Origin of the sequence: Flavobacterium faecale (genome assembly GCF_003076455.1) — a bacterium.
In the GTDB taxonomy this organism is placed as follows: Bacteria; Bacteroidota; Bacteroidia; order Flavobacteriales; family Flavobacteriaceae; genus Flavobacterium; species Flavobacterium faecale.
This window is the reverse complement of the sequence record NZ_CP020918.1, coordinates 334,136-358,314: the sequence shown is the minus strand read 5'-3', so window position 1 is coordinate 358,314 and position 24,179 is coordinate 334,136. Positions and strand designations below refer to the sequence as shown.

Below are 24,179 nucleotides of genomic sequence, written 5' to 3'. Positions count from 1 at the left end.
TTTTAATCTGTACAATAGCAAGGTTTTTCACCAAAGGTATACGTTAATGTAACCCCCGAAAAAACATACCAATCATTGTTATTAATGTTTCCAAAGCTCAATTGGCTTAGATTTTCGTTCGCAGGTCTGCTACCGTCTATGTCGTCTGCAAATGTATATCGTGCTCCTGCCTCTAATCCTAGCACAAACATACGACCTAATCTTGTTTTTATTCCTAATATAATAGGTATTCCTACTGTACCTTTTCTAGAATCATCAACTTGCTCACCTGAGTTGAAGTGCAAACTACTATATCTCGTATAGGTCATACCACTATATATATAGGGTGTTGTTTTGTTTCCTAATTCATGTAAATTGAAGTCAAAAAAATTGAATTCAAGGCCTAAAGATAGTTCTTTTATGTTATTTTCAAAATTGTACCCTCTTAGGTTACGGCTGCCTTCATTCGAATTTAAATCGTTTGAAGCTAGCTTTGTTTGCGTGTACGATATACGATACGCATGCCTAGGACTTTTGTTCCATTTGTATAAAATTCCTAATGCGGGCTCATTTGGATTGATGTAGTTTGTTGGACCAATATCTCCAATGAAATTACTTCCTCCCAAAAAAACACCTACCTCATGAATTTGAGAATAAAGTGATGTACTTAGTAAAAAGTAAATAAATAAGCTGATTTTTTGTGTCATTTTATTCGAAATAGCCTGCAAATATAATAATTATCACTACCAAACAATATGGTTTGCGATAAATGTATACTGGTATTTGATTATTAGGCCTTTTAGTTTATAATTTATCTCATTTTGATAAATTGAAAACGAAAAATAAGCCGTATTCGTATAATTGGCTTGCGAAATAACTATAAATTAGTTGCGTTTATCTTCTCCCCAAAGTAACTTGGAACGTAAGGTTTTCAAAAAAGTTTCATCCGGAATCTCAATCATATTAATTTTAAAAGGAGTTTTCTTGATTTTTAATATTGATTCGTTACCGACAGAGGTAATGCGTGAATCAAGTGAAACCAAGTAATTTTCTTCTCTTCCTGATACTTTCAACCTGATTTCGGTGTCATCAGGAATTACTAATGGTCTAGCATTAAGATTGTGCGGAGATATTGGCGTTATGACCAAACTAGTGGTTTCTGGCGTCAAAATCGGTCCTCCACAACTCAAAGAGTATCCTGTGGATCCAGTAGGGGTAGAGATTATTAATCCATCAGCCCAATAACTATTTAAATATTCACCATTCAAATAAGTGTCTATAGTAATCATCGACGTGGTGTCTTTTCGACTTACTGAAACCTCATTCATAGCAAAATTGATGTCTTCTAAACTTTCATTAGACGGAGAGCAGGTCAAACTTAGTAGTGTCCTCTTTGATAATGTATGTTTTTTGTCCAATACAAGTTGCAAAAATTCGCTTATGTTTTCTTTTTGCACAGTGGCTAAGAAACCTAGTCTTCCAGCATTAATTCCTAATATAGGTACACCAGAATCACGCACATACGTTGCAGCCCTCAAGATAGTACCGTCGCCACCTATGCTCACAAGCATGAAGTAACTGGAGTTAATTTCGTCGTGAGTAGAGAAGGTTGGATATTCTTTATCGATAATTTTTTGTTCCAATAGCATCTCTTGGTATTTCTTTTCCATTACCAATACTACTTTCTTTTTCGAATAAAAATCCAGTATTTCCCTAATTATGGGCTCTGTGCTGTCTTGGTAATATTGACCGTAAATGGCTATTTTCATTGGTGTGATTGAATCGATGGTGAGTGTTGTTTAGTAGTTGATCTTAAACTTATATGTTCAAGTATTTGTCCAAATAATCGGATCGTTCTTTTAGATTGTTGATGTAATTATCTTCAACATGTTCAGAGGTGATTTCATAATTGTATCTTCTAAAGGTTTGAACAATTTCATTTATAGCTCCAAGGCTTATTTTTAAAGTTACCTCAATAGAATCCACATCAGATTCGGATATGAATAGACCCAATAATTTTCCATTATTGCTTTCTACTATCTGTGTTATTTGGCTCATGGAGTAATCTAGAACCCCTTTTTTAATTTTGATAATGCGTCCAGGTTCCTTTAAAAACGGAGTTTGGTGAAAAAAGGTCATTATCTCTTCAATTTCATAATACCCAACATAACGATTTTCACCGTCAAGTACAGGAATCAAATTGCTATGATTTTTTGCAAACACCTCTAATATTTCGAGCCAAATCGCATTCGATCTACCAAAAAAAGTTTCGAGCGTATATTTGTAATCGATGATTTTTTTGTCGTCATCAAAGGTTTCAATGTCGTCAGAGGCAATGCTTCCAATGTACATGCCTTCCTCAACAACGGGAAAATGCGAAAAATGTAATTCCGCAAAAAAGTCCTTCACTGTCTCAATAGTTTCTTGGCAGTCAAGGGGTTTGTAGTCGTTTGTTATGTAGTCTGTAATATTCATCGTCAATAAATCCTCTAATTTTATGCAAAATAATCAAAAAAAGGCAAATCCACCTACCTTTTACTTTGTATTTTTGTGGTCAATATTCTGTAAAAATACCGAAACAAAAAGTATTCCCATGACAAAGTTAAGTGTAAATATTAATAAAATAGCAACTTTGCGCAACGCCCGTGGCGGAAATGTGCCTGATTTACTAAAAGTAGCTGCCGATATTCAAAAATTTGGTGGGCATGGAATCACCATTCACCCACGCCCAGACGAGCGTCACATACGCTACCAAGATGCTCGAGATTTAAAATCAGTAGTCTATACCGAATTTAATATCGAAGGAAATCCACAACATAATTTCATCGATTTGGTTTTAGAATGCAAACCAGAGCAAGTAACCTTAGTGCCTGACGCTATTGGTGCCATTACTTCATCTGCAGGTTGGGATACGGTTCAAAATCAAGCCTATTTGACCGAGATGATCCAGGAGTTTCAACGCAACAATATCCGTACGTCTATATTTGTAGACCCACAATTGGATATGATTGAGGGAGCAAAAAAAACAGGTACAGATCGTATTGAATTGTATACCGAAGCTTTTGCGCACCAATATAGTCTGGGTAACCATAGCGGAATTGATCCTTACATCAAAGCATCTGAATTGGCCATCGAACTTGGGTTAGGAATCAATGCAGGGCACGATTTGAGTTTAGATAATATTCAGTTTTTTAAGCAAAATATTCCAGGACTCTTAGAAGTATCCATTGGTCACGCACTTATTGCCGAGTCCTTATATTTAGGTCTCGAAAATGTTGTGAACATGTATTTGCAAAAATTAAAATAAAATAATTGGGGCGTGACCTTTCGTGAAAGAAGATTTTTTTGAAAGTACGTGTTAGCTACTTGCTGTAATCCTCTTTGTGGAAAATATAACGCAATATGCCCGTGTTTTAAGATATTTTTAAAAAGTTTTTGCAGTTCACATTTGATTAGAGCAAGTAGGTGTACAATGATATTTTTACAATGTAAATGCTTACTTTAGCGCTTTATTAAAAATGAGCGATTGAAAGCATTTATACTCTCTACTTTATTACTGTTGTTTTGCCTAAAGTCCCGAGGTCAATCTGAAATTTCATTAACAGGTATCGTTAAGGATAAAAAAGAACATCCGATTTCAGGTGCTAAATTAGTATTTGTGTCGGGTAATAAGAGCTATGGTATTGTAACTGATAAGGTGGGCGAATACAAAATTAAATTGTCTGCAGGTATTTATGATATTGATATTAGTTGTATTGGTTTTGATAGGCAGAATTTGAAGTGCAGTTTCCAAGTCGATAGCGAATTAGGTTTTACCTTAGAAAAAGAAAGTAGTTCGTTAAAAGAGGTTGTGATTTTCTCAAATGCAAAAAAAATGCTCTCTATTTCTTCAGGAAATAGTTTAATATTTGCCCCTGAGAAATTATCGTCGGTCCCATCATTGATGGGTGTGCCGGATATTATTAAATTATTACAACTGACACCTGGAGTTCAAAATTCAGGAGATGCAAATGGCTATTTGTATGTAAGAGGAAGTGATCCTGGGCATAATTTAATGCTTTATGCAACGACACCCGTATATGGGATGTCTCATTTATTAGGTGTTTTTCCCTTTTATAATCCAGACCATGTGCAAGAAGTACAATTTGACAAATCCAATTCAAATGCGAGGAACGGAGGGAGATTAAGTGCTACTGTTGCAGTTTCTCCTACAGATAAATTACCAACGAATTTTTCAATTAAAGGTAATATAGGGGTTTTGGCTTCTCAGGCTACTGTAGCAATCCCTATAACTAACAAAATGGGCTTGTATCTTTCAGGAAGGAAAACATATATTGACGAGATCATTGCTCCGCTATTTGATTCTTCAAAACAAAATAAAAACAGTGATACTAAAGATTTGAAGTATAGTTTTGGAGATGGTAATTTAACCTTTATTACTGCACCATCAAATAAGCATCTATTTACTGTTAATGCTTTTGTAAGCGGAGATATTTTACGAATTGCAGATTCAAATTTATCATTAAATGCAAATTTAAAATGGAGTAATAGAACTATATCGTCCGCATGGAAGTACAAATTATCCGAAAAAACAGTAATGACTAATTCTGTTTACTTTACGTGGTATGAAAATAATTTAAGGATGGAGCAAGCTAGTGTACAGCTTAATATTGGTTCCTATGTTAAAGATTTTGGATTATCTAATGCTGTAAATTATACTATTAGTAATATTCCTTTTGAATCAGGTTTACAGTTTAGTAATTACGAATTGCAACCTCAAAGAATTGATGTAAAAAATTTAAGTGCTAGTATGATTGACCAGCAACCTAAAATATATAAAGCAAATAATATAGCAATCTACACCGCTGCAAAGCCGAGGTTGTCAGATAAGTTGGTTGCTGAAATTGGTTTGCGAATTAATTATTATAGTTCTGATTATGGAAAAACAGCTATTTTACGAGCAGAACCTCGATTGCTTCTAGAATTTAATCCCCTGCAAAACAGCTCGTTTTTTGCGTCTTATACGCATCAAAATCAATATTTAAATCTCATTACAACATCTAGTGTTGGTATTCCAACTGATTTCTGGGTTGCTACTTCGGATGGTATTCCTGCTCAGTCTTCCAATGAATTTTCTTTGGGTTACAATCTAAATTTGAAGAGACAATTCGATTTTTCTACAAATATCTTTTATCGGACTATGAATAATTTAATTGAATACCCTTATGGCGTGACTCAGTTTAATGAAATTACAACTTTTAAAAATGATGTTTTGGTAGGGCGAGGGGAATCTTATGGTTTAGAGTGGATGCTGAAAAAAAATAGCGGTAAATTTAAAGGATGGCTGAGTTATACTTTGAGTTGGGCTAATCGGCAATTTGATCAAATTAACGATGGGGAACGTTATTTTGCAAAGTATGATCGCAGACATAACCTTGCTATTGTTGGGACTTATGATTTGAATTCCAAATGGAATTTTGGAATTACGCAAATCTATAGTTCTGGTAATCGTTTCACGACTCCTACATCTTGGTATTTTATAAATAATAATCCTGTAAAAGAGTATGGTAAGTATAATAATTCTCAAATGCCAAATTATATTAGAACAGATTTATCGGTTAATTATTTTCTTATAAAAACTAAAGTCAACGAAAGTTCACTTAATTTTTCTGTTTTTAATACCTTTAATATAGAAAATCCAATCTACACTGTTTTGAATGTTGCCATTGATAAAGATAAACAAAATATAGAGGTTAATCCCGAAAGAAAAACACTTTACTCCATTCTTCCTTCTATAAGTTGGAGATTTAAATTTTGATGTATATGAAATACTTTATTATAGTAATTATAAGTGTATTGTTTATTAAATGTGATCAAGCCGATTTTGATAAAAGTTCACAATTAGAATCAAAAATTGTGGTCGAAGGCTGGATTGAGTCGGGTGATTATGCGCAAGTCATTTTATCAACAAGTATTCCAATTGCTGCTGCGGTAGATTCTACAACGATATTAAACCATGTCGTTAGATCAGCAAAAATTACTGTTTCTGATGGTCAAAATGAAGAGGTTTTAAGGTTGAAAAGGAATAATGATCGAATCCCACCCTTTATTTATTATGGCAGTGAATTACTTGGTAAATCTGGCAATGAGTATTCTTTAAAAATTGAATATCTAGATCGCATAATTCAGGCCAAAACCACAATTCCTAATACTGTTCCTTTGAAAACCGCGACTTATATAAAGGAGAGTATGCAAGATACTACTGGCTATGTTTTTATAACATTTGAAGATCCTATTCTCGAAAAGAACTATTATCAAGTCACTACAAGAATCGAAAAAGAGGAGCCTATTTTTGTGCCTGCTTTTTATGGAAACTTAAATGATGATAGTTTTAATTCGAGTTTGGTCTCGATGCAGATCAATAGAGGTATATTAATTTTTCCTAAAACTAAATTCAGACCTTATTTTACTGATGGAGATCTGATTTATGTGAAATTAAAAACTTTAAATAAAGAAGCTTTTGATTTTTGGAATAGTTGGCAAAACGAAATTGTAAATGGTAGGAATCCTATATATCCTTCAAATTCAAGTTTAAAATCAAATATTAAAGGAGGTTTAGGATTATGGACAGGTTATGGACAGAGTACAATTATTGTGCGTACACCATTAAAAAAATAAAGCCGAACTGAATAGGTTTTCAGTTCGGCTTTAAGTCAGTTTTTGAAGTTATCTATCTTTCAAAAGCTTTTAAGAAATCCTCGAATTTTTTTTCTAAATCATCAAATCCACTAGAAAAATAAGCACTCATTTCAACCTGTGTATTGTCGTTGAACTTTAAATAAAGGACTTCGTCATATTGTTGAACAAGGGTTCCGGCATTGTTGTTACTGTTCCAGCTCCAGTATCCGCCATTAGTACTATTGTCTTTAACCCAGACAGAATAATTAGTATAGCTATATCCTTTTTCTGAGGACTGAATTACGTCGGCAATTTTAGTTCCATCTTTTTTAGAAACCAAAATTAATTTAGTATTTTTATTCTGCGATTTTACCGCAGCAGCAGAGTATGCTCTATTATATTCACTAATCTTAGAATAATAAGTGCTAGTATTGTATGTTGGTTCAATCAAAGTTTTTTCTAACTCTGCCTCGTCATTTGCTAACGCAGCGATGTCTATATCTGCTATAATAACGAAGTTGTCCATTATTTCAACAAGACCATTTGCAGATCCTCTGTATGAAACTAGGGAGCTATCATCTATTAATGCATCAATTTTGGCAGTACTTCCAGCGGTGAATTTTACTAGGTTTTTGTTATTGTATGAAAATGATGATTGTGCAGAATTTGGATCTCCTTTTATACCGCTAATCTCATAAGCGTAACCGTCATTTAAAACCATTTTGAAACTTGATTCTACAGGGATATTTTTTCCATTGTTGTATTTTCCTTTGGTTGCAAACGTCGCTGCTTGAGCGTTGTCTATAGTTAAAGTTGCATCTACAGATGTAGGTAAGTAAATTTCATCATATACTGAAGCTGTTTGCGTATACAATTGTGTAGTATTATTGTAAATCCAATTTCCAAACGTGTCTATAAGATTAACCTTTATGTCTGAGGAAGTTGCATTTGAAGTTAACGAGGCATTGTTCGCTGTTTGAGATGATTTTGCAGGGAAAATAAATTTTAACTCAGTAGTTGAAGTAGTTCTAACCCAGATTTTTTTTGAGTTATTCCATGTGTAGATACCATAAACTCCCGATACATTTAAGATGTCCGCAATTTTATTATCATTCTTTCCATTAAATATATCAACAGAACTTATGTCAAGTAAGCGCCCTAAGTTTTGAATAGCTTCTACTGCTCCAGACGTTTTTGATTTGTCCATTTGAGTTAACATAGCATTTGCTTCTGCTTCTAGTTTTACTTTTTGCTGTGCAGGGGTTAATGCAGAATAAGGTTGTTTGGTTAAGGTTGCAATTTGATCTGACAGGTTTTCAGTGGCTGTATCTGTGCCAGAATTTGTACATGATGTAGTAAGTTGTGTGACAACAAGTCCCATTAAAAGGATTTTTTTGATCATAATTTAATTTTTAAGATTTGGCGCTATTTATTAAGCTTTGTTTATGTGAAATACACCTACAAAATTAAGCAATTGAAATTGAGATACAATACCCACTTTTAGTGATATTTTTGTTTGAATTCGTATTGCTGTTTACTTATTACTCTTTCATTTCTTATCTTTGTATTTAGATATCTAATAATAGAAAAATGCTATATTCAAAAATAGAAGGAGAAGGAAAACCGCTTTTAATCCTACATGGGTTTCTAGGAATGCTAGATAACTGGAAAACAATCGGAACGCAATTTAGTACCGAAGGTTTTGAGGTACACATGCTCGACATGCGCAACCACGGTCGTAGTATGCAATCAGACGATTTTAATTATGAGATCATGGCCAAAGATATTTATGATTATTGTGTTGGGCACAATTTAGAACAAGTAGACGTCATCGGTCACTCTATGGGAGGTAAAACCGCTATGCTGTTTGCTTGTACGTATCCAGAAAAAGTTCATAAATTAATCGTTGCCGATATCGGTCCGAAATTTTACCCACAGCACCACCAAACAATTTTGGCTGGTCTGAATGCTGTCGATTTTTCAAAAAAACCAAGCCGCTCAGAGGTTGAAGAAATCATTGGTAACTTTATCACCGATTTTGGTACCCGTCAATTTTTGATGAAGAGCTTGTATTGGATCGAACCGGGGCAATTGGCCTTCCGATTTAATTTGGCTGTTTTTAACCAAAAAGTAAATGAGATAGGAGTAGCGCTTCCAGATAATGCTTTTTTCAACAAACCAACACTTTTTATTCGTGGTGGAAATTCAAAATATATTTTGGATGCTGATATTGAGAACATCAATGTTCATTTTCCAGACATGAAACTGGAAACGATCCCAAATGCTGGACACTGGCTTCATGCTGAGAACCCTAAATTGTTTCATCAATTCGCAAGCGATTTTTTGAAGTAATTTTTAAAACTAAAATAAATTACCTTTGTTTTAAACACACATATTTATGAAATTATTATACAGAATGGTTATCACGGCTATATTGGTTGTGATTTTGTCACATGTTTTAAAAGGGATTCACGTTGTAGGCTATGCAACTCCCTTTATTGTTGCCTTTGTTTTGAGTTTGCTAAACACATTTATCAAACCACTTATTCAACTTTTTACCTTGCCAATTACCATCTTTACGTTGGGGTTGTTTTTACTGGTGATCAATGCCATCATGATTTTATTATGCTCAGCCATAGTTGGCGGTTTTGTTGTTGATGGATTCTTACCTGCTTTATTGTTTAGTGTTGTATTGTCACTATCTCAGTCTATTATGTTTGCTGTGTTAGGTAAGAACTAAATTTCTTTAACATAAAATTTTAATGCCACTACAGCAGTTTTTTGTAGCTTTGTCAAACATTAGATAATAAATGAAAAATTTCTACATATATATACTAGTACTATTAGGCGTCTTTTTGATGCCTAATAGCGCTATGGCATGTGGGAATACACAATCTAATGCTCCTAAAAAAGAATGCGCCAAAGAAAAAATGGCATCCAAGGATGCAGAAAAAATGGATTGCTGTTCAAAAAAATCTAAAGAAGATAAAAAAGGTTGTGACGGCAAATGTGGTCATTCAAAATGTAGTACAAGTTCTGTACAGACAATAGCTTTCTTGGCTTTTGATGCGACAATTCCTTTTAATTGTTTTGATTTCTCTGTTCAGAAATTAAAAATAGATCAAGCCGTAGGATTTCTTTCTGACGGTTATTCTTCTTTATGGCTTATACCTAAAATAGGCTAAATACACTTTGGATAGCCATAGTTCTATCCATTTTAAACCATTTTGGTTTACCATCTTTACTTTTATCGGCTTAATGTAAAACTCAAAATAACTATGTCTTATATTTATTTTGTTGCATAAGCTAATTATTTATTCTACTCTATATAGTATTAAAATGAAATCATTTCTAAAAGTAATGATAGCAATAACTCTATTGCTATCAACAACAATCTCATTCGCTCAAATAAAAAACGCAAAAATAGAAACCGTAACAGTTAATGGAAACTGTGGTATGTGTAAAAAAGTAATTGAAAAAGCAGCTAACTCTAATAATCTATCTCATGTGATTTGGGATGTTGAGTCAAAAGTAGCAACCATTACCTATGATGAAACTAAAACCAATCTTGATGCTGTTTTGGAAAAAATAGCGCTATCGGGATATGAAAGTGACAAACACCTCGCTTCAGATAAGGCATATAATAAACTACCTGTGTGTTGTCAATATGAACGCAATACAGTGGTTGAAGGATCTAAAGTTTCAAAATAAATTAAACAAAAACATACAGTATTGCAGAGAAGTAAGTTTACTTGATCTGTAAATGAAATCACGAAATTAATTTTTAAAATAAAATAAAATGAAAAATATAACAAAAATAATGGTGTTGGCAATTTTAATCACTTTTACTTCTTGTAAAGACAACAAATCAGAAACGACAGATAAAGCAACCAAGGAAACAGCAGACGGCCAACAATATTCATGCGAAATGCATCCTGAAGTACACGGTAAAAAAGGAGAAGAATGTTCTAAATGCGGAATGGCCTTAACGGTGCCTGTAACCCATGAAGAAGTGGTAGAAGAAGTAAAAGAAATGGACGTTACAAAAAGCAAATCAGGTTTTTCAATCGATATGATTTTAAATGATTATTTAAAACTAAAAAATGCTTTAGCTAATGATGACGCTGCATTAGCGACTGCATCAAGCAAAGCATTAGAAACAACTTTACAAAAAACGACCACGGACAAAATTGAAGCTGATTTACTAAAGCAATACAGCACTATTGCTGATGCTGCTAAGAAACACACCGCAACAATCACTGAGAATGCAGGTAAAATTGCTGCGCAAAGAAATGCGTTTGCTTTATTAAGTGCTGACATGCATAACTTTATTAAAATGTTTACTACCGATAAAAAACTGTACCAAGACTATTGCCCAATGTACAATCAAGGGAAAAACGGGTACTGGATTAGTGAAGTTAAAGACATTGAAAATCCATATTACGGAGCTGAAATGTTGACTTGTGGCAGAATTACAAAAGAATTGTAATACGTGATTCTAACCTTTAAGATGAAAAATATTTTCATTAATTAAACTATTATGGTCGAAAAACTAATATCATTTTCCTTAAAAAATCGGGCAATAGTCTTGATCATTTCTGGCTGCTTGTTTGCTTGGGGAATTTATAGTGTACAACAAAATCCTATTGATGCCATTCCGGACTTATCTGATAATCAGGTAATTGTTTTTACAGAATGGATGGGGAGAAGTCCGCAGGTAATTGAGGATCAGGTGACCTATCCTTTGGTGTCAAACTTACAAGGAATCCCAAAAATCAAGAACATTCGTGCTTCTTCTATGTTTGGGATGAGTTTTGTCTACATCATTTTTGATGATGATGTAGATCCATATTGGGCAAGAACCCGTGTGCTGGAACGATTAAATTATGCACAACGATTGTTACCACAAAATGTAGTTCCCACACTTGGTCCTGACGGAACAGGCGTAGGGCATGTGTTTTGGTATCATTTGGAAACCAATGGAATGGATCTAGGTGAGCAAAGAGCGTTGCAGGATTGGTACGTGAAATTTGCTTTGCAAACCGTTCCAGGCGTTGCTGAGGTTGCTTCTTTTGGTGGTTTCGAAAAGCAATACCAATTGGTTTTGGATCCACTTAAAATGCAATACTATAATGTGAGTATGATGGAAGTCATGAAAGTCGTAAAGACAAGCAATAACGATGTTGGTGGTCGGAAATTTGAAATGAGTGATCGCTCGTATGTCGTTAGAGGTTTGGGTTATATAAAAAACATAAAAGATATCGAAGACATTGCTATCAAGAATTACAATTCGGTTCCTGTGAAAGTTAGCGATATTGGTTCGGTGCAAATGGGTGGTGATTTACGATTAGGAGTTTTTGACGCTAATGGCGAAGGTGAGGTTGTAGGCGGAATTGTAGTGATGCGCTACGGCGAAAATGCCGATAAAGTTATAAAAGCAGTTAAAGAAAAAATGAAGGAAGTCCAAAAAGGCTTGCCTGATGGAGTAACTTTTAAAACCTCTTATGATAGAAGCGAATTGATAGAACAAGCGATTGAATCTGTCAAAGGAACTTTAATTGAGGAGATGATTGCAGTTTCGGTTGTGATTTTATTATTCCTTTTTCATTGGCGTAGTGCCCTGATTATTTTGATCCAGTTACCCATTTCAGTAGCGATTGGATTTATTTTATTACAAGCTTTTGGGATCTCGTCTAATATTATGTCACTAACCGGAATCGCACTAGCAATTGGCGTGGTGGTCGATGACGGAATCGTAATGGTCGAAAATGCCTATCGTAGTATTTCGGAAAGACAAGAAGAATTAGATAATAATCAATAGTAGGGCAATGAAAAATTTATTAAAAAAAATATTTAAAAAAGAACACGACCCTTTGTCTTCGGAAGAAAGAATGAAGCTTATTTCAGATTCTTCAAAGTTAGTTGGTCCAGGTGTTTTTTATTCGACATTAATTGTCATTGCCTCTTTCTTGCCTGTCTTTTTGTTAACAGGAATGGAAGGTAAATTGTTCAGCCCTTTGGCATGGACTAAATCTTTTATTCTAATAGTAGATGCGTTTTTGGCAATTACCTTAACCCCCGTTTTAATTAGTTATTTGCTAAAAGGAAAATTGCGACCAGAGTCTAAAAACCCTATTAATAGAAAACTAGAAACACTGTATACGCCAGTTTTAATTTTTTGTTTAAAGTGGCGAAAAACAGTTTTGGCCGTCAATATTGTTGCTTTGCTAATTGGGGGATTAATGTTTACGAGATTAGGATCAGAGTTTATGCCGCCTTTAGATGAAGGTTCGATTTTGTTTATGCCAGTAACTTTGCCGGATGTTTCTAATTCAGAAATCAAACGAATATTACAGGTTCAGGATAAATTGATAAAATCAATTCCAGAGGTGACACATGTTTTAGGAAAAGCAGGAAGAGCAAATACCGCTACAGACAATAGTCCGATTAGTATGATTGAAACTATTGTGTTACTAAAGCCTCATAATGAATGGCGAGCTGGCATCACAAAAAGTGAAATTATTACTGAAATTAACAATAAACTTCAAATTCCGGGTGTGACCAATGGATTTACACAACCTATTATTAATCGAATCAATATGCTTTCTACTGGTATCAGGACAGATGTGGGAATCAAAGTCTATGGTGCTAATCTGGATACAATTGATGCTTTGTCTCAAAAAATTAAACGAGCATTAGTAGGGACGGAAGGCGTAAAAGATTTGTTTGCAGAACCTATTACAGGCGGAAAGTACATTGATATTTCAGCCAAAAGAGGAGTGATTGGCCGTTATGGTCTCAGTGTTGACGATATTAATACTGTAGTCGAAGCGGCGATTGGTGGAATGACTTTGACAACTACAATTGAAGGGCGACAACGTTTTTCAGTCAATGCGCGTTATGCTCAAGAATATAGAAGTAGCCTTAACGGATTGAAGAAATTGCAGGTTCAAACAATGGATTTTGGTCCTATTCCGCTAGAAACTGTGGCAGATATTAAAATTTCGGACGGTCCTCCTATGATTAATAGCGAAAATGCTATGCTTAGAGGGAGCGTGCTATTTAATGTTAGGGATCGTGATTTAGGTAGTACCGTAAAAGAAGCGCAAGATAAATTGAATGCGATGATGACCAAAATGCCCAAAGGCTATTATGTAGAATGGAGTGGACAATGGGAAAACCAACTTCGGGCAAATAAAACCTTGAGTTTGATTTTACCTATTGTGATTTGTATCATTTTCTTGATTTTATACTTTACATACAATTCGATGAAAGAAGCAATGATAACCATGATTACTGTTCCGTTTGCATTAATTGGCGGCGTTTTTATGGTGTATTTCTACGGTATAAATTTATCAGTTGCCGTTGCAGTAGGTTTTATTGCTTTATTCGGGATGGCGATAGAAACAGCAATGTTGATGACTATTTATCTTAATGAAGCCATGATGAAAATGGTTGCGAAACACGGGAATACTGCTGAGACAATCAATGAAGATATTATAAGAGAATATGTTATTGAAGGTTCTGCTAAGCGATTGCGTCCCAAATTAATGACTGTATTTGTTGCTCTTTTTGGATTAATTCCTATTCTATGGTCCACGGGAACAGGTGCAGATGTGATGATTCCTATTACAGTTCCGTTAATTGGTGGTACGATCACATCCATTATTTATGTATTATTAGTAACGCCAGTTGTTTTTGAAATGTCAAAATTACACGAGCTAAAAACAAAAGGCAAAATAGATCTTATCGATGCAAAACATTAAAAAATATATCTTGATTAGTTGTTTGATTTTGTCTTCTGCTTTCGCAAAAGCACAAACGATGTCATTAGAGCAGGTTTTGGAAATAATAAAAACAAACAATCCACAACTGAAAATGTATGATGCCGAAATTCAGAGTATGGATGCCTCCGCAAAAGGTGCTAGAAGTTGGTCTGCTCCACAGCTTAATACGGGTTTGTTCATGACGCCTTATGCTACTAGTATGTGGAAAGCAGACGGCATGAATCCTGGAATGGGTGCCTATATGGTTGGAGTTACACAGATGATTCCGAATGCTTCCAAGCTAAAAGCCGATGCGGATTATGCAAATGCGTTGTCTTCGGTTGAGGTAGAAAATAAAAATTATACCATTAATGAATTGAATGCTTTGGCTAAAACCAATTATTACCAATGGGGAATTTTAGATAAAAAAACAAAAATCGCCAACGAGAATTTATTGCTTTTAGAATACATGATTAAAAGTATCGAAATACGCTATAAATACAACAGTGATAAACTCGCAACTTATTACAAAGCAAAATCACAATACAGCAGTTTGCAAAGCGAAATAGTTACGTTGCAAAATGAGATAGCACAAAGAAGGTTCCTGCTAAATACTTTGATGGCTAGTGATAAAAACACTGTTTTTGAAATTGATTTAGTAGCAGATCTAAAAGATTTTAATGCTGTAGTGATCGATTCAATCTCACTTTCTGAGAGTCGTAGCGATATAAAAGCTATTGAAAAAACAAAGGAGCTAAACGGACTAAAAATCGCGATCGAAAAGTCAAAAATGAAACCTGAATTTGGTGTGAAATACGATCATATGTTTGCTTTTGGTGACAGGCCACAACAATTTTCTTTGATGGGAATGGTTTCTATTCCGATGCCTTGGTCTACCAAATCTAATAAAGCAACCATCAATAGCATCCAGATAAAAAACGAAAGTTTAGAATGGCAAAAGCAAATGATTTTAAATGAAGCAACCGGAATGCTTTCGGGCTTGCAAAGGGCATTGATCAACTTGCACAAACAATATGATATTAGTGATAAAAGCATCATTCCCGCTTTAAAAAGAAACTATGATACTGCAATTTTAGCTTGGCAAAATAATACAGGAGAATTATTTGTAGCCTTAGATTCTTGGGAAGCGTTGAATATGGCGCAACTGGATAAGTTAGATAAATTACAAGCTATTTTAAGCACACAAGTCGCAATAGAAAAACAATTAGAAACAAAATAATGAGAAATAAATATTTTAAATATAGTTTGTTGATTGTACTAATTGCATTGGTTGGCTTTGGCGTGTATTATTTTGTTTCAAACTCAAATGAGCATGGAACTCACAGTCATAACGAAGAAATTTACACCTGCTCAATGCATCCTCAAATTATAAAACACGAACCAGGGAAATGTCCTATTTGCGGAATGGATTTAATTCAGAAAGTTACGGAGGATCAACCAGTAGATAGCAATGCTATTGCTGCTTTGTTACAGCCTGCCAATGGTTTTGTTGTTGGCGATTTTGAAACAACAACCGTCAAAGATACCGTTATCGCAAGTACTGTAAATTTACCTGGAACGGTGACTTATAATCCAAATTCAAGTGTGAATGTCGCCGCAAGAATTAGCGGGAGAATCGAGAAAATGTATGTGCATCGTAAATTTCAAAGGGTTACAAAAGGACAAAAACTATTTGATTTATATAGTCCTGAGTTGCAAACAGAGCAGCAAAATTTTATTTATTTGATTGCAAATGATGCGCAAAACGCTACTATAATTAAGGCAGTAAAACAAAAACTGTTGCTTTACGGAATGAGTACTAGTCAAGTAAATGCTTTGGCTACAGCCAAAAAATTAAATCCAGTAGTTTCAATTTATAGTCCTGCAAACGGAATTGTAGATGGTACTGAAAATAGTGATTCGCAAAATCAAACCCGTCAACAAACCAGCGCTACGGAAGTGTTGCGTTTAAAAGAAGGCGATTATGTAACTAAGGGTGCTGTAGTGTTTAAACTAGTAAATACTGAAAAAGTTTGGGCTGTTTTTAATGTTATCCAAGGTTACAATAGTCTTGTGAAGATTAATCAGTCGATTCAGATTAAATCAGAATTAGACGCTAATGAAGTGGTGAATGCCAAAGTAAATTTTGTGGAAACACAATTAGATCCAAAAGAAAAAACGAACCGAATTAGAGTGTATCTCGATAATGAAAAACTAAAATATCCTATTGGTTTGCGTCTTGAAGGATCAATGGAGACCAACCCCCAAAAAGGGTTGTGGTTGCAAAAAGAATCATTGGTTAGTTTAGGAAATAAAAAAGTGGTTTTTGTAAAAAAAGGCGAAGGTTTTCAGGCTATTAAAATAACGACAGGATTAGAGATAAATGGTTTTTTACAAGTGCTAGACGGAGTTGTAGTAGGAGATCGCTTAGCGCAAAATGCACAGTATTTAATTGATAGCGGAAGCTTTATAAAAACGAAATAACGATGAAACAGCTACATAAAATTTGTTTTTTAATAATTGGTTTTATATTCGTTTTGGGATGTAATTCTAAAAATGAAGATAAACACGAAACTCGTGAGTTCAAAGAAAGTATCTATTATACTTGTTCGATGGATCCTCAAATTAAAGAAGATAAGCCAGGGAAATGCCCTATTTGCCACATGGATTTAACGCCTGCAAAAAAAGACAATGGGGCTTATAATTCGATTTCGTTAAGTGACCAACAAATTAAATTGGGGAATATCAGCACAGCTTTTATTGGAACGTCACAACAAAGTCAACAAGGAGATTATACTGGAGTTTTGACGGTAAATCCAGAAGGAGTAAAAAGTATTTCGGCAAGAGCAGGGGGGCGAATTGAAAAATTATATTTTAAAACCGAAGGTGATTTTATTCAAAAAGGACAAGCAATTTATCAATTGTATAGTGAGCCGATAGCAATAGCGAAACAAGATTATGTTTCGGCTTATAGTCAACTCGCAATGCCGGGAGATTTTGGAAAAAATGCCAAAACGATGGTGGCAGCGGCCAAGCAAAAGCTTTTGTTTTACGGATTATCAAACGCACAAATTGAGGCAGTTAAAAAAAGCAAAGAAGTCTCTCCGTATACTACTTTTTATAGCAGCTACAGCGGAACAATATCCGAAATCACGGCTACTGAAGGAAGTTATGTCATGGAAGGTGCCCCAATCATTAAAGTCGCAAACCTTAACACACTTTGGTTGGAAACCCAAGTAAATGTCAACTATGCCAAAAGTTTGCGATTGGGTCAAACGGCAACGATTTCATTTGTAGATTTCCCATCCAAGTCGGTACAAGCGACAATTTCTTTTATCAATCCAGAGATTAATCCAGATACACGATTGCTATTGATTCAGTTAGAAGTAGCCAATCCAGGCTTGCTTTTAAAACCCGGAATGCAGGCAAATGTTCAGGTAACACAATCCAATCAAAAAGGGATTTTTGTTCCTATTGATGCTGTTGTTCGAGATGAAAAAGTTACTTTTATATGGGTCGAAAAAAGTCATGGTGTTTTTGAAAACTTAAAGGTAACTACAGGATTGGAGTCTAATGGCATGATCGAAATTACATCAACAATAGATACCAATAAAAAGATTGTAATTACCGGTGTTTATGCTGTTAATAGCGAATACGAATTCCGAAAAGGAAAAGATCCTATGGCGGGAATGAAAATGTAGGTTGGTATTTATAGTGATTTTGATTTCAATATTTTCTTAAATAATAAAGTTTAAATGAAATTATATATAAAAAATATGGTTTGCGGTCGTTGTGAGGCCGCTGTAAAGACAGTCTTAGAAAAAATGTCGCTTGCTGTAGTTTCGGTAAATTTAGGCGAAGTAATTCTTTCGCGGGAATTAACCAGCGAAGAAAAACAGTCGTTAGCAGTGGCTCTTAAGGAACTTGGTTTTGAATTATTAGAAGATAAAATTAGTAAAACTATTGAGAAAATAAAAAACCTCATCATTGATTTAGTGCACTATCAAAATGAAAAACTAAAAGTCAATTTCTCTGAGTTTTTAGCTACTGAACTACACCAAGATTACAGTGCATTGAGTAAGCTTTTTTCAGAAGAGGAAGGCATTACTATCGAACATTATTTTATAGCTCAAAAAATCGAAAAAGCCAAAGAGTTATTGATTTATGACGAATTGAGTTTAAGCCAAATTGCATTGCAGTTAAACTACAGCAATGTGGCTCATTTGAGTAATCAATTTAAGAAAGTAACGGGTATGACTCCAACCCATTTCAAGAAATTGAAAGATAATCACCGCAAGCAAATTGATGCTTTATAAATGATGCAAATGTCTTCCATAATTGTGTAACAATGATGAGGTGTAATAGTAGGATCTTTGTATTGTAATATTCAAAAAGCCACATTATGAAACATACCTATATAATTGACGGAATGTCCTGCGATGGCTGCCGTAAAAAAGTAGAAAAAGCATTGAACGAAATAGAAGGTGTTCAGGCTAATATCTCACTTGAGAAAAAAGAAGCTGTGATCACCATGGATAATCACATTGAAACCACCGCTTTTGCGACCGTACTAGCGGGCTTGGGTAATTATACTATTCGAATGGAAGGTGACAAAGAAGCTAGTGTTCCTGAAGTTAAAAAGAAATCATGTTGCGCATCTTCGGCGTCACATAATCACGACCATAGTAAAATTCAATCTCAGGCCGTAGAAGCAGGTAAGTTTTATTGTCCAATGCACTGCGAGGGAGATAAAGTTTATGATGAAGCAGGAGATTGTCCCGTATGCGGAATGGATCTGGTACAACAGCCGATTGTAAATCGAAAGGTCGAATATACTTGCCCAATGCATCCAGAGATCATTCAAGATCATCCCGGTGATTGTCCTATTTGCGGAATGGATTTAGTGCCAATGGAGCCAAAAGAAAGCGATGACAATAAAACCTACAATGAATTATGGCGTAAAATGAAAATAGCACTATTTTTTACCTTGCCTATTTTTATCATTGCCATGTCAGATATGATTCCGAATAATCCTTTGATGAAAGTCATGAGCATGGAAAGTTGGAATTGGGTACAATTTGCCTTATCGCTTCCCGTGGTCTTTTATGCCTGTAGTATGTTTTTTGTCCGTGCCTATAAATCGGTTTTAACGTGGAATCTAAACATGTTTACCCTGATCGGAATTGGTTCTGGAGTAGCATTTTTATTTAGTGTTTTTGGGTTGTTTTTTCCAGCACTATTTCCAGCAGAATTTAAAACGGAAACAGGGAGTGTTCATTTGTACTTTGAAGCAGCCACAGTAATTTTGACTTTAGTATTATTGGGACAGTTGTTAGAAGCAAAAGCGCACAGTAAAACTAGTGGAGCAATAAAAGAATTGTTGAAATTAGCTCCTACTCAAGCCACATTGGTGATGGATGGAGTAGATAAAATCATTTCGATTCATGACATTAAAAAAGGTGATTTGTTACGTGTCAAGCCAGGAGATAAAATTCCGGTAGATGGAAAAATCACGCAAGGAGAAAGTACTATTGATGAATCAATGATTTCTGGAGAACCTATTCCGGTTGATAAAGTGGTTGATGATGAGGTGGTCTCAGGAACTATCAATGGAACAAAATCGTTTGTAATGGTGGCCGAAAAAGTTGGTTCAGATACCTTGTTGGCGCAAATTGTACAAATGGTTACTGATGCAAGTCGATCTAGAGCGCCTATCCAAAAACTAGCAGATAGCATCGCGAAGTATTTTGTGCCTATCGTTGTTAGTGTTTCTATAATTACCTTTTTTGTTTGGGCAATTTATGGTCCAGAACCGGCATTAGTGTATGGTTTTATCAATGCGATTGCGGTGTTGATTATTGCTTGTCCTTGTGCTTTGGGATTAGCGACTCCCATGTCGGTTATGGTAGGAGTTGGTAAAGGAGCGCAGTCAGGTGTTTTGATAAAAAATGCCGAAGCCTTAGAGGTAATGAACAAAGTAAATGTATTGATTACAGATAAAACAGGAACAATTACAGAGGGGAAACCTTCAGTAGAAAAAGTGGTGGCTGTATATAATAATGAGCAGGATTTGCTTCAATTGATTGCTTCGGTAAATCAATATAGCGAACATCCTTTGGCGCAAGCCGTAGTCAATTTTGCGAAAGCGAAAAATATCGTTTTAAACGAAGTTAACGATTTTGATTCCATAACAGGAAAAGGAGTGGTAGGAACTGTAGCGGGTAAAAAAGTAGCATTAGGAAATAAAAAACTAATGGATCAAGTGAATGCTCAAGTTGACGTTAAACTTGAAAACCAAATCATAGCGGAGCAAAAACTAGGGAAAACAGTTTCTTACATTGCTGTAGATGGCTTAGCGGTAGGTTATGTAACGATTAAAGATGCTATAAAAGCTACAAGTGCCAATGCGATCAAAGAGTTGATGGCGCAAGGAATTGAGGTCATTATGCTTACTGGTGATAATGAAAACACCGCTAAGGCTGTGGCCGATGAACTGCATTTGACTTCGTTTATAGCAGGTTGTTTGCCTCAGGATAAACTTAATGAAATTAAACGTTTGCAAACCGAAGGCAAAATTATAGCAATGGCAGGGGACGGAATTAATGATTCACCCGCTTTGGCTCAAGCCAATGTAGGAATAGCAATGGGAACGGGGACAGATGCGGCAATTGAAAGTGCCAAAATAACCTTGGTGAAAGGAGATTTACAAGGAATTGTAAAAGCTAAAAAACTAAGTCATGCCGTGATGAAAAATATCAATCAAAATTTATTTTTCGCCTTCTTTTATAACGTAATCGGAATCCCAATTGCGGCAGGAGTATTGTATCCTTTCTTTGGAATATTGCTTTCACCAATGATTGCTGCCTTGGCAATGAGTTTTAGTTCTGTTTCGGTAATTGCAAATGCGCTTAGATTACGAAATTTAAAAATTTAATCTTAAATCATAGTACTATGGAAAATAATAATATGAATAATAAAAATTACAGCAGATTCTTTGTAATGTTAGGCCTATCATTCGTAGCAATGTATATCACAATGTACTTGAATACTTATTCGATAGACCATGTATATTTTAGTCTTACTAGGTTCTACATGAGCTGTCTCGGGATATCTGCAATGGCAGTGATCATGTTGATGATGATGATGGGAATGTATAAAAACAAGAAGAAAAATACAGCGATATTTCTGGGGAGTGTACTTCTTTTTAGTTCGGCTTTATTTCTTGTTCGAACTCAAAAACCAATTATTGGTGATGTTTTGTGGTTAAAAGGGATGATACCACACCATTCTATTGCCATATTGACTAGTGAAAGAGCAGATGTCAAAGATCCAGAGGTTAAGAAGCTAGCGAATAATATTATAAAAGCTCAGAAGAAGGAAATAGAAGAAATGAAATTGATGATAAAAAGGTTAGAAAATGAAAAATAATACTTTAATGCTATTGGTTTTACTAGTATTTGTTTCAACTAAAATTACTGCTCAAAAGGTAGTTCGGTATGATTTGTATGTTAGGGATACAGTAGTCAATTTTACAGGGAAACCAAAAAAAGCGATCGCAGTAAATGGACAAATTCCAATGCCAACCTTAACTTTTACCGAAGGGGATATTGCCGAAATTCATGTGTACAATGAACTGAAAGAAGGAACCTCTCTGCATTGGCACGGCTTGTTTGTGCCCAATAAAGAAGATGGTGTTCCTTATATGACACAAATGCCTATAAAACCAAGAACCGAGCACGTGTATCGTTTTCCTATAATTCAATCGGGTACGCATTGGTACCACAGTCATAGTGGTTTGCAAGAACAAATAGGAATGTATGGTTCTTTGATTTTAAAGAAAAAATCAGACGACTCAACCTTTCGAAAAGGAATTGATGATCTTCCACAAGTTCCTATTATTTTAAGCGAATGGACGGATTACAAACCTGAAAACGTGCATAGGATGTTACACAACGCTTCAGATTGGTTTGCAATAAAAAAAGGTACCACTCAAAGTTATGCTGAAGCGATAAAAGCGGGGCACTTTAAGACAAAAATAATCAACGAGTGGAAACGAATGCTAGCAATGGATGTTAGCGATGTGTATTATGACAAGTTTTTGATCAATGGAAAAACGGAAAGTCAGTTGTCAGAATTTAAAGCAGGTGATAAAGTACGTTTACGAATTTCAAATGGTGGAGCGTCGTCCTATTTTTGGCTAACCTACGGTGGCGGAAAAATGACAGTCGTGGCTAATGACGGAAATGATGTAGATCCAGTTGAAGTGGATAGATTAATTGTTGGTGTTTCTGAAACGTATGATGTGATTGTGACTGTTCCAGAAAAAGATACTTCCTATGCGTTTTTAGCAACTCCAGAAGATAGAACCAAATCTACTGCAATTTACATTGGAGAAGGAACGAAAAAGGCAGCCGATCTTCTACCGAAATTAAAGTATTTTGAAGGGATGAAAATGATGAATAACATGATGAACATGGACGGTACCATGGATGATATGGGAATGGAAATGAGCATGCAACAAATGGATATGAATGCTGTCATGTATCCAGAGTCCTCCATGAACCAGTCGAAAGCAGGGGAGCAGATGAGTAGTATGAAAATGGATCATTCGAAAATGGATCACGAGGCCATGAAAAAAACTGATGGTAAAACAACAGAAACGAATACTATGAAGATGGATCATTCAAAAATGGACATGAATTCGAAAAAGGCTAAAATAGTTACTTTGAACTATGGCATGCTAAAATCGCCAACAGTTACCACGTTACCCACTCCGTCTTCTGGGGATGGAGGGACTCGCGAGCTTCGATTTGAATTGACAGGTAATATGAATCGTTATGTTTGGAGTATGGATAATAAAGTACTCTCAGAAAGCGACAAAATTTTAATCAAGAAGGGCGAAATTGTTCGCATTACATTATATAACAATTCGATGATGCGCCATCCAATGCATCTTCATGGTCATGATTTTAGAGTGTTGAACGGCAAAGGGGATTATGCTCCATTAAAAAATGTTCTTGATATTATGCCAATGGAAACTGATGTCATAGAATTTGAAGCAAATGCTGATGGCGACTGGTTTTTTCATTGTCATATTTTGTATCACATGATGGCGGGAATGAACAGGGTTTTTAGCTATGAGAATTCTGCTCCGAATCCATTAATACCTAATAAAAAAGAGGCATATAAAAAGTTGCAGTCAGAGAGTGATCAGCTACATGTTATGGTAGAAAATGATTTTGCTAGCAATGGTAATGATGGGCAAGCCATGTTGCAAAATGCACGTTGGAGTTTTGGAACCGAATGGCGTTTGGGATATCATGATGAACACGGTTACGAGTCAGAAACACACATTGGTCGATACATTGGTAAAAATCAATGGTTTATGCCTTTCATCGGATTGGATGCTCGATATAGAAAATTAGGGCATAATGAAGTGGAGAGAACGATTTTTAATCAAACCAGTACGAAAGACAAACGCATTCAGGCTAGTTTGGGGTTTAATTATACTTTACCCATGCTAGTTGTTTTTCAAACGGAGATTTTTCATGACGGAAATGTAAGGTTGCAGTTGATGCGTGAAGATATTCCGCTAACCAAAAGGCTAAGAATGGCATTAATGGTAAACACCGACAAAGAATATATGGGAGGTCTCAAATATATCGTTGGGAAAAACATAGGTGTAACTACTCATTATGATAGTGATATGGGATTTGGTTTTGGAGTAAATGTTAATTATTAAGGGGTTTTCTTAGG

Annotated in this window: 21 protein-coding genes; 17 read left to right on the top strand and 4 right to left on the bottom strand. The window is 35.1% G+C overall.

What is annotated here, in order from left to right; all coding sequences use genetic code 11:
- Positions 1 to 2 precede the first annotated feature (2 nt).
- From porG to FFWV33_RS01635, 3 genes are all read right to left on the bottom strand, one after another.
- Positions 3 to 686 carry a type IX secretion system protein PorG gene (porG, locus tag FFWV33_RS01645; RefSeq protein WP_108739280.1) on the bottom strand — a complete coding sequence of 228 codons (684 nt, stop codon included), beginning with the start codon at positions 684 to 686 and terminating at the stop codon, positions 3 to 5.
- A gap of 177 nt (positions 687 to 863) precedes the next feature.
- Positions 864 to 1,748 carry an NAD kinase gene (locus FFWV33_RS01640; protein WP_108739279.1) on the bottom strand — a complete coding sequence of 295 codons (885 nt, stop codon included), beginning with the start codon at positions 1,746 to 1,748 and terminating at the stop codon, positions 864 to 866.
- Between the two features lie 49 nt (positions 1,749 to 1,797).
- Positions 1,798 to 2,454: a CBS domain-containing protein gene (locus FFWV33_RS01635; protein WP_108739278.1), complete on the bottom strand. Its 657-nt coding sequence runs from the start codon at positions 2,452 to 2,454 to the stop codon at positions 1,798 to 1,800.
- A 118-nt stretch (positions 2,455 to 2,572) separates the two neighbouring features.
- On the opposite strand from FFWV33_RS01635, the gene FFWV33_RS01630 reads away from it, so the two are divergent.
- The 3 genes from FFWV33_RS01630 (at position 2,573) to FFWV33_RS01620 (ending at position 6,657) form a co-directional block, all read left to right on the top strand.
- A complete protein-coding gene (locus FFWV33_RS01630; RefSeq protein ID WP_108742425.1) occupies positions 2,573 to 3,286 on the top strand; it encodes a pyridoxine 5'-phosphate synthase in 714 nt (237 codons plus the stop codon).
- Positions 3,287 to 3,505: 219 nt separating this feature from the next.
- Positions 3,506 to 5,797: a TonB-dependent receptor gene (locus FFWV33_RS01625; RefSeq protein WP_245891618.1), complete on the top strand. Its 2,292-nt coding sequence runs from the start codon at positions 3,506 to 3,508 to the stop codon at positions 5,795 to 5,797.
- Positions 5,798 to 5,802: 5 nt separating this feature from the next.
- On the top strand, positions 5,803 to 6,657 hold the full coding sequence (locus tag FFWV33_RS01620) for a DUF4249 domain-containing protein (RefSeq protein ID WP_108742423.1): 855 nt from the start codon (positions 5,803 to 5,805) through the stop codon (positions 6,655 to 6,657).
- A gap of 52 nt (positions 6,658 to 6,709) precedes the next feature.
- Here FFWV33_RS01620 and FFWV33_RS01615 read toward each other — a convergent pair whose 3' ends face one another.
- Entirely contained in the window at positions 6,710 to 8,059 is a 1,350-nt protein-coding gene (locus tag FFWV33_RS01615) for a hypothetical protein (protein WP_108739277.1), read from the bottom strand.
- Between the two features lie 188 nt (positions 8,060 to 8,247).
- Between FFWV33_RS01615 and FFWV33_RS01610 the strand changes: the two genes are divergently transcribed.
- The 14 genes from FFWV33_RS01610 (at position 8,248) to FFWV33_RS01545 (ending at position 24,165) form a co-directional block, all read left to right on the top strand.
- Positions 8,248 to 9,009: an alpha/beta fold hydrolase gene (locus FFWV33_RS01610; protein ID WP_108739276.1), complete on the top strand. Its 762-nt coding sequence runs from the start codon at positions 8,248 to 8,250 to the stop codon at positions 9,007 to 9,009.
- Between the two features lie 46 nt (positions 9,010 to 9,055).
- Entirely contained in the window at positions 9,056 to 9,397 is a 342-nt protein-coding gene (locus FFWV33_RS01605; protein ID WP_108739275.1) for a phage holin family protein, read from the top strand.
- 70 nt (positions 9,398 to 9,467) lie between these two features.
- Positions 9,468 to 9,842, top strand: a complete 375-nt coding sequence (locus FFWV33_RS01600; protein ID WP_108739274.1) for a hypothetical protein — start codon at positions 9,468 to 9,470, stop codon at positions 9,840 to 9,842.
- 175 nt (positions 9,843 to 10,017) lie between these two features.
- Positions 10,018 to 10,368, top strand: a complete 351-nt coding sequence (locus FFWV33_RS01595) for a heavy-metal-associated domain-containing protein (protein ID WP_245891615.1) — start codon at positions 10,018 to 10,020, stop codon at positions 10,366 to 10,368.
- Positions 10,369 to 10,456: 88 nt separating this feature from the next.
- On the top strand, positions 10,457 to 11,146 hold the full coding sequence (locus FFWV33_RS01590; protein WP_108739272.1) for a DUF3347 domain-containing protein: 690 nt from the start codon (positions 10,457 to 10,459) through the stop codon (positions 11,144 to 11,146).
- 51 nt (positions 11,147 to 11,197) lie between these two features.
- Positions 11,198 to 12,478 carry an efflux RND transporter permease subunit gene (locus tag FFWV33_RS19635; protein ID WP_108739271.1) on the top strand — a complete coding sequence of 427 codons (1,281 nt, stop codon included), beginning with the start codon at positions 11,198 to 11,200 and terminating at the stop codon, positions 12,476 to 12,478.
- Between the two features lie 7 nt (positions 12,479 to 12,485).
- Entirely contained in the window at positions 12,486 to 14,423 is a 1,938-nt protein-coding gene (locus FFWV33_RS19630) for an efflux RND transporter permease subunit (protein WP_108739270.1), read from the top strand.
- Positions 14,410 to 15,663: a TolC family protein gene (locus tag FFWV33_RS01575; protein ID WP_108739269.1), complete on the top strand. Its 1,254-nt coding sequence runs from the start codon at positions 14,410 to 14,412 to the stop codon at positions 15,661 to 15,663. Before FFWV33_RS19630 ends, FFWV33_RS01575 begins: the two co-directional genes overlap by 14 nt.
- Entirely contained in the window at positions 15,663 to 16,907 is a 1,245-nt protein-coding gene (locus FFWV33_RS01570; RefSeq protein ID WP_245891614.1) for a heavy metal-binding domain-containing protein, read from the top strand. The genes FFWV33_RS01575 and FFWV33_RS01570 overlap by 1 nt, the downstream gene beginning before the upstream one ends.
- A gap of 2 nt (positions 16,908 to 16,909) precedes the next feature.
- Positions 16,910 to 18,124 carry an efflux RND transporter periplasmic adaptor subunit gene (locus FFWV33_RS01565; RefSeq protein WP_108739268.1) on the top strand — a complete coding sequence of 405 codons (1,215 nt, stop codon included), beginning with the start codon at positions 16,910 to 16,912 and terminating at the stop codon, positions 18,122 to 18,124.
- 54 nt (positions 18,125 to 18,178) lie between these two features.
- Positions 18,179 to 18,739 carry an AraC family transcriptional regulator gene (locus FFWV33_RS01560; protein ID WP_108739267.1) on the top strand — a complete coding sequence of 187 codons (561 nt, stop codon included), beginning with the start codon at positions 18,179 to 18,181 and terminating at the stop codon, positions 18,737 to 18,739.
- 86 nt (positions 18,740 to 18,825) lie between these two features.
- A complete protein-coding gene (locus FFWV33_RS01555) occupies positions 18,826 to 21,357 on the top strand; it encodes a heavy metal translocating P-type ATPase (RefSeq protein ID WP_108739266.1) in 2,532 nt (843 codons plus the stop codon).
- Between the two features lie 17 nt (positions 21,358 to 21,374).
- Positions 21,375 to 21,851, top strand: a complete 477-nt coding sequence (locus tag FFWV33_RS01550; protein WP_108739265.1) for a DUF305 domain-containing protein — start codon at positions 21,375 to 21,377, stop codon at positions 21,849 to 21,851.
- A complete protein-coding gene (locus tag FFWV33_RS01545; RefSeq protein WP_108739264.1) occupies positions 21,841 to 24,165 on the top strand; it encodes a multicopper oxidase domain-containing protein in 2,325 nt (774 codons plus the stop codon). The genes FFWV33_RS01550 and FFWV33_RS01545 overlap by 11 nt, the downstream gene beginning before the upstream one ends.
- Positions 24,166 to 24,179: the final 14 nt, after the last annotated feature.

What these genes read in the sequence shown, in the direction of transcription:
- FFWV33_RS01575 (WP_108739269.1), top strand. Translation starts at nt 14,410, where the DNA reads ATGCAAAACATTAAAAAATATATCTTGATTAGTTGTTTGATTTTGTCT.
- FFWV33_RS01610 (WP_108739276.1), top strand. Translation starts at nt 8,248, where the DNA reads ATGCTATATTCAAAAATAGAAGGAGAAGGAAAACCGCTTTTAATCCTA.
- FFWV33_RS01640 (WP_108739279.1), bottom strand. Translation starts at nt 1,748, where the DNA reads ATGAAAATAGCCATTTACGGTCAATATTACCAAGACAGCACAGAGCCC.
- porG (WP_108739280.1), bottom strand. Translation starts at nt 686, where the DNA reads ATGACACAAAAAATCAGCTTATTTATTTACTTTTTACTAAGTACATCA.
- FFWV33_RS01565 (WP_108739268.1), top strand. Translation starts at nt 16,910, where the DNA reads ATGAAACAGCTACATAAAATTTGTTTTTTAATAATTGGTTTTATATTC.
- FFWV33_RS01590 (WP_108739272.1), top strand. Translation starts at nt 10,457, where the DNA reads ATGAAAAATATAACAAAAATAATGGTGTTGGCAATTTTAATCACTTTT.
- FFWV33_RS01570 (WP_245891614.1), top strand. Translation starts at nt 15,663, where the DNA reads ATGAGAAATAAATATTTTAAATATAGTTTGTTGATTGTACTAATTGCA.
- FFWV33_RS01545 (WP_108739264.1), top strand. Translation starts at nt 21,841, where the DNA reads ATGAAAAATAATACTTTAATGCTATTGGTTTTACTAGTATTTGTTTCA.
- FFWV33_RS19635 (WP_108739271.1), top strand. Translation starts at nt 11,198, where the DNA reads ATGGTCGAAAAACTAATATCATTTTCCTTAAAAAATCGGGCAATAGTC.
- FFWV33_RS01630 (WP_108742425.1), top strand. Translation starts at nt 2,573, where the DNA reads ATGACAAAGTTAAGTGTAAATATTAATAAAATAGCAACTTTGCGCAAC.
- FFWV33_RS01595 (WP_245891615.1), top strand. Translation starts at nt 10,018, where the DNA reads ATGATAGCAATAACTCTATTGCTATCAACAACAATCTCATTCGCTCAA.
- FFWV33_RS01615 (WP_108739277.1), bottom strand. Translation starts at nt 8,059, where the DNA reads ATGATCAAAAAAATCCTTTTAATGGGACTTGTTGTCACACAACTTACT.
- FFWV33_RS01620 (WP_108742423.1), top strand. Translation starts at nt 5,803, where the DNA reads ATGAAATACTTTATTATAGTAATTATAAGTGTATTGTTTATTAAATGT.
- FFWV33_RS19630 (WP_108739270.1), top strand. Translation starts at nt 12,486, where the DNA reads ATGAAAAATTTATTAAAAAAAATATTTAAAAAAGAACACGACCCTTTG.
- FFWV33_RS01560 (WP_108739267.1), top strand. Translation starts at nt 18,179, where the DNA reads ATGAAATTATATATAAAAAATATGGTTTGCGGTCGTTGTGAGGCCGCT.
- FFWV33_RS01550 (WP_108739265.1), top strand. Translation starts at nt 21,375, where the DNA reads ATGGAAAATAATAATATGAATAATAAAAATTACAGCAGATTCTTTGTA.
- FFWV33_RS01555 (WP_108739266.1), top strand. Translation starts at nt 18,826, where the DNA reads ATGAAACATACCTATATAATTGACGGAATGTCCTGCGATGGCTGCCGT.
- FFWV33_RS01635 (WP_108739278.1), bottom strand. Translation starts at nt 2,454, where the DNA reads ATGAATATTACAGACTACATAACAAACGACTACAAACCCCTTGACTGC.
- FFWV33_RS01600 (WP_108739274.1), top strand. Translation starts at nt 9,468, where the DNA reads ATGAAAAATTTCTACATATATATACTAGTACTATTAGGCGTCTTTTTG.
- FFWV33_RS01605 (WP_108739275.1), top strand. Translation starts at nt 9,056, where the DNA reads ATGAAATTATTATACAGAATGGTTATCACGGCTATATTGGTTGTGATT.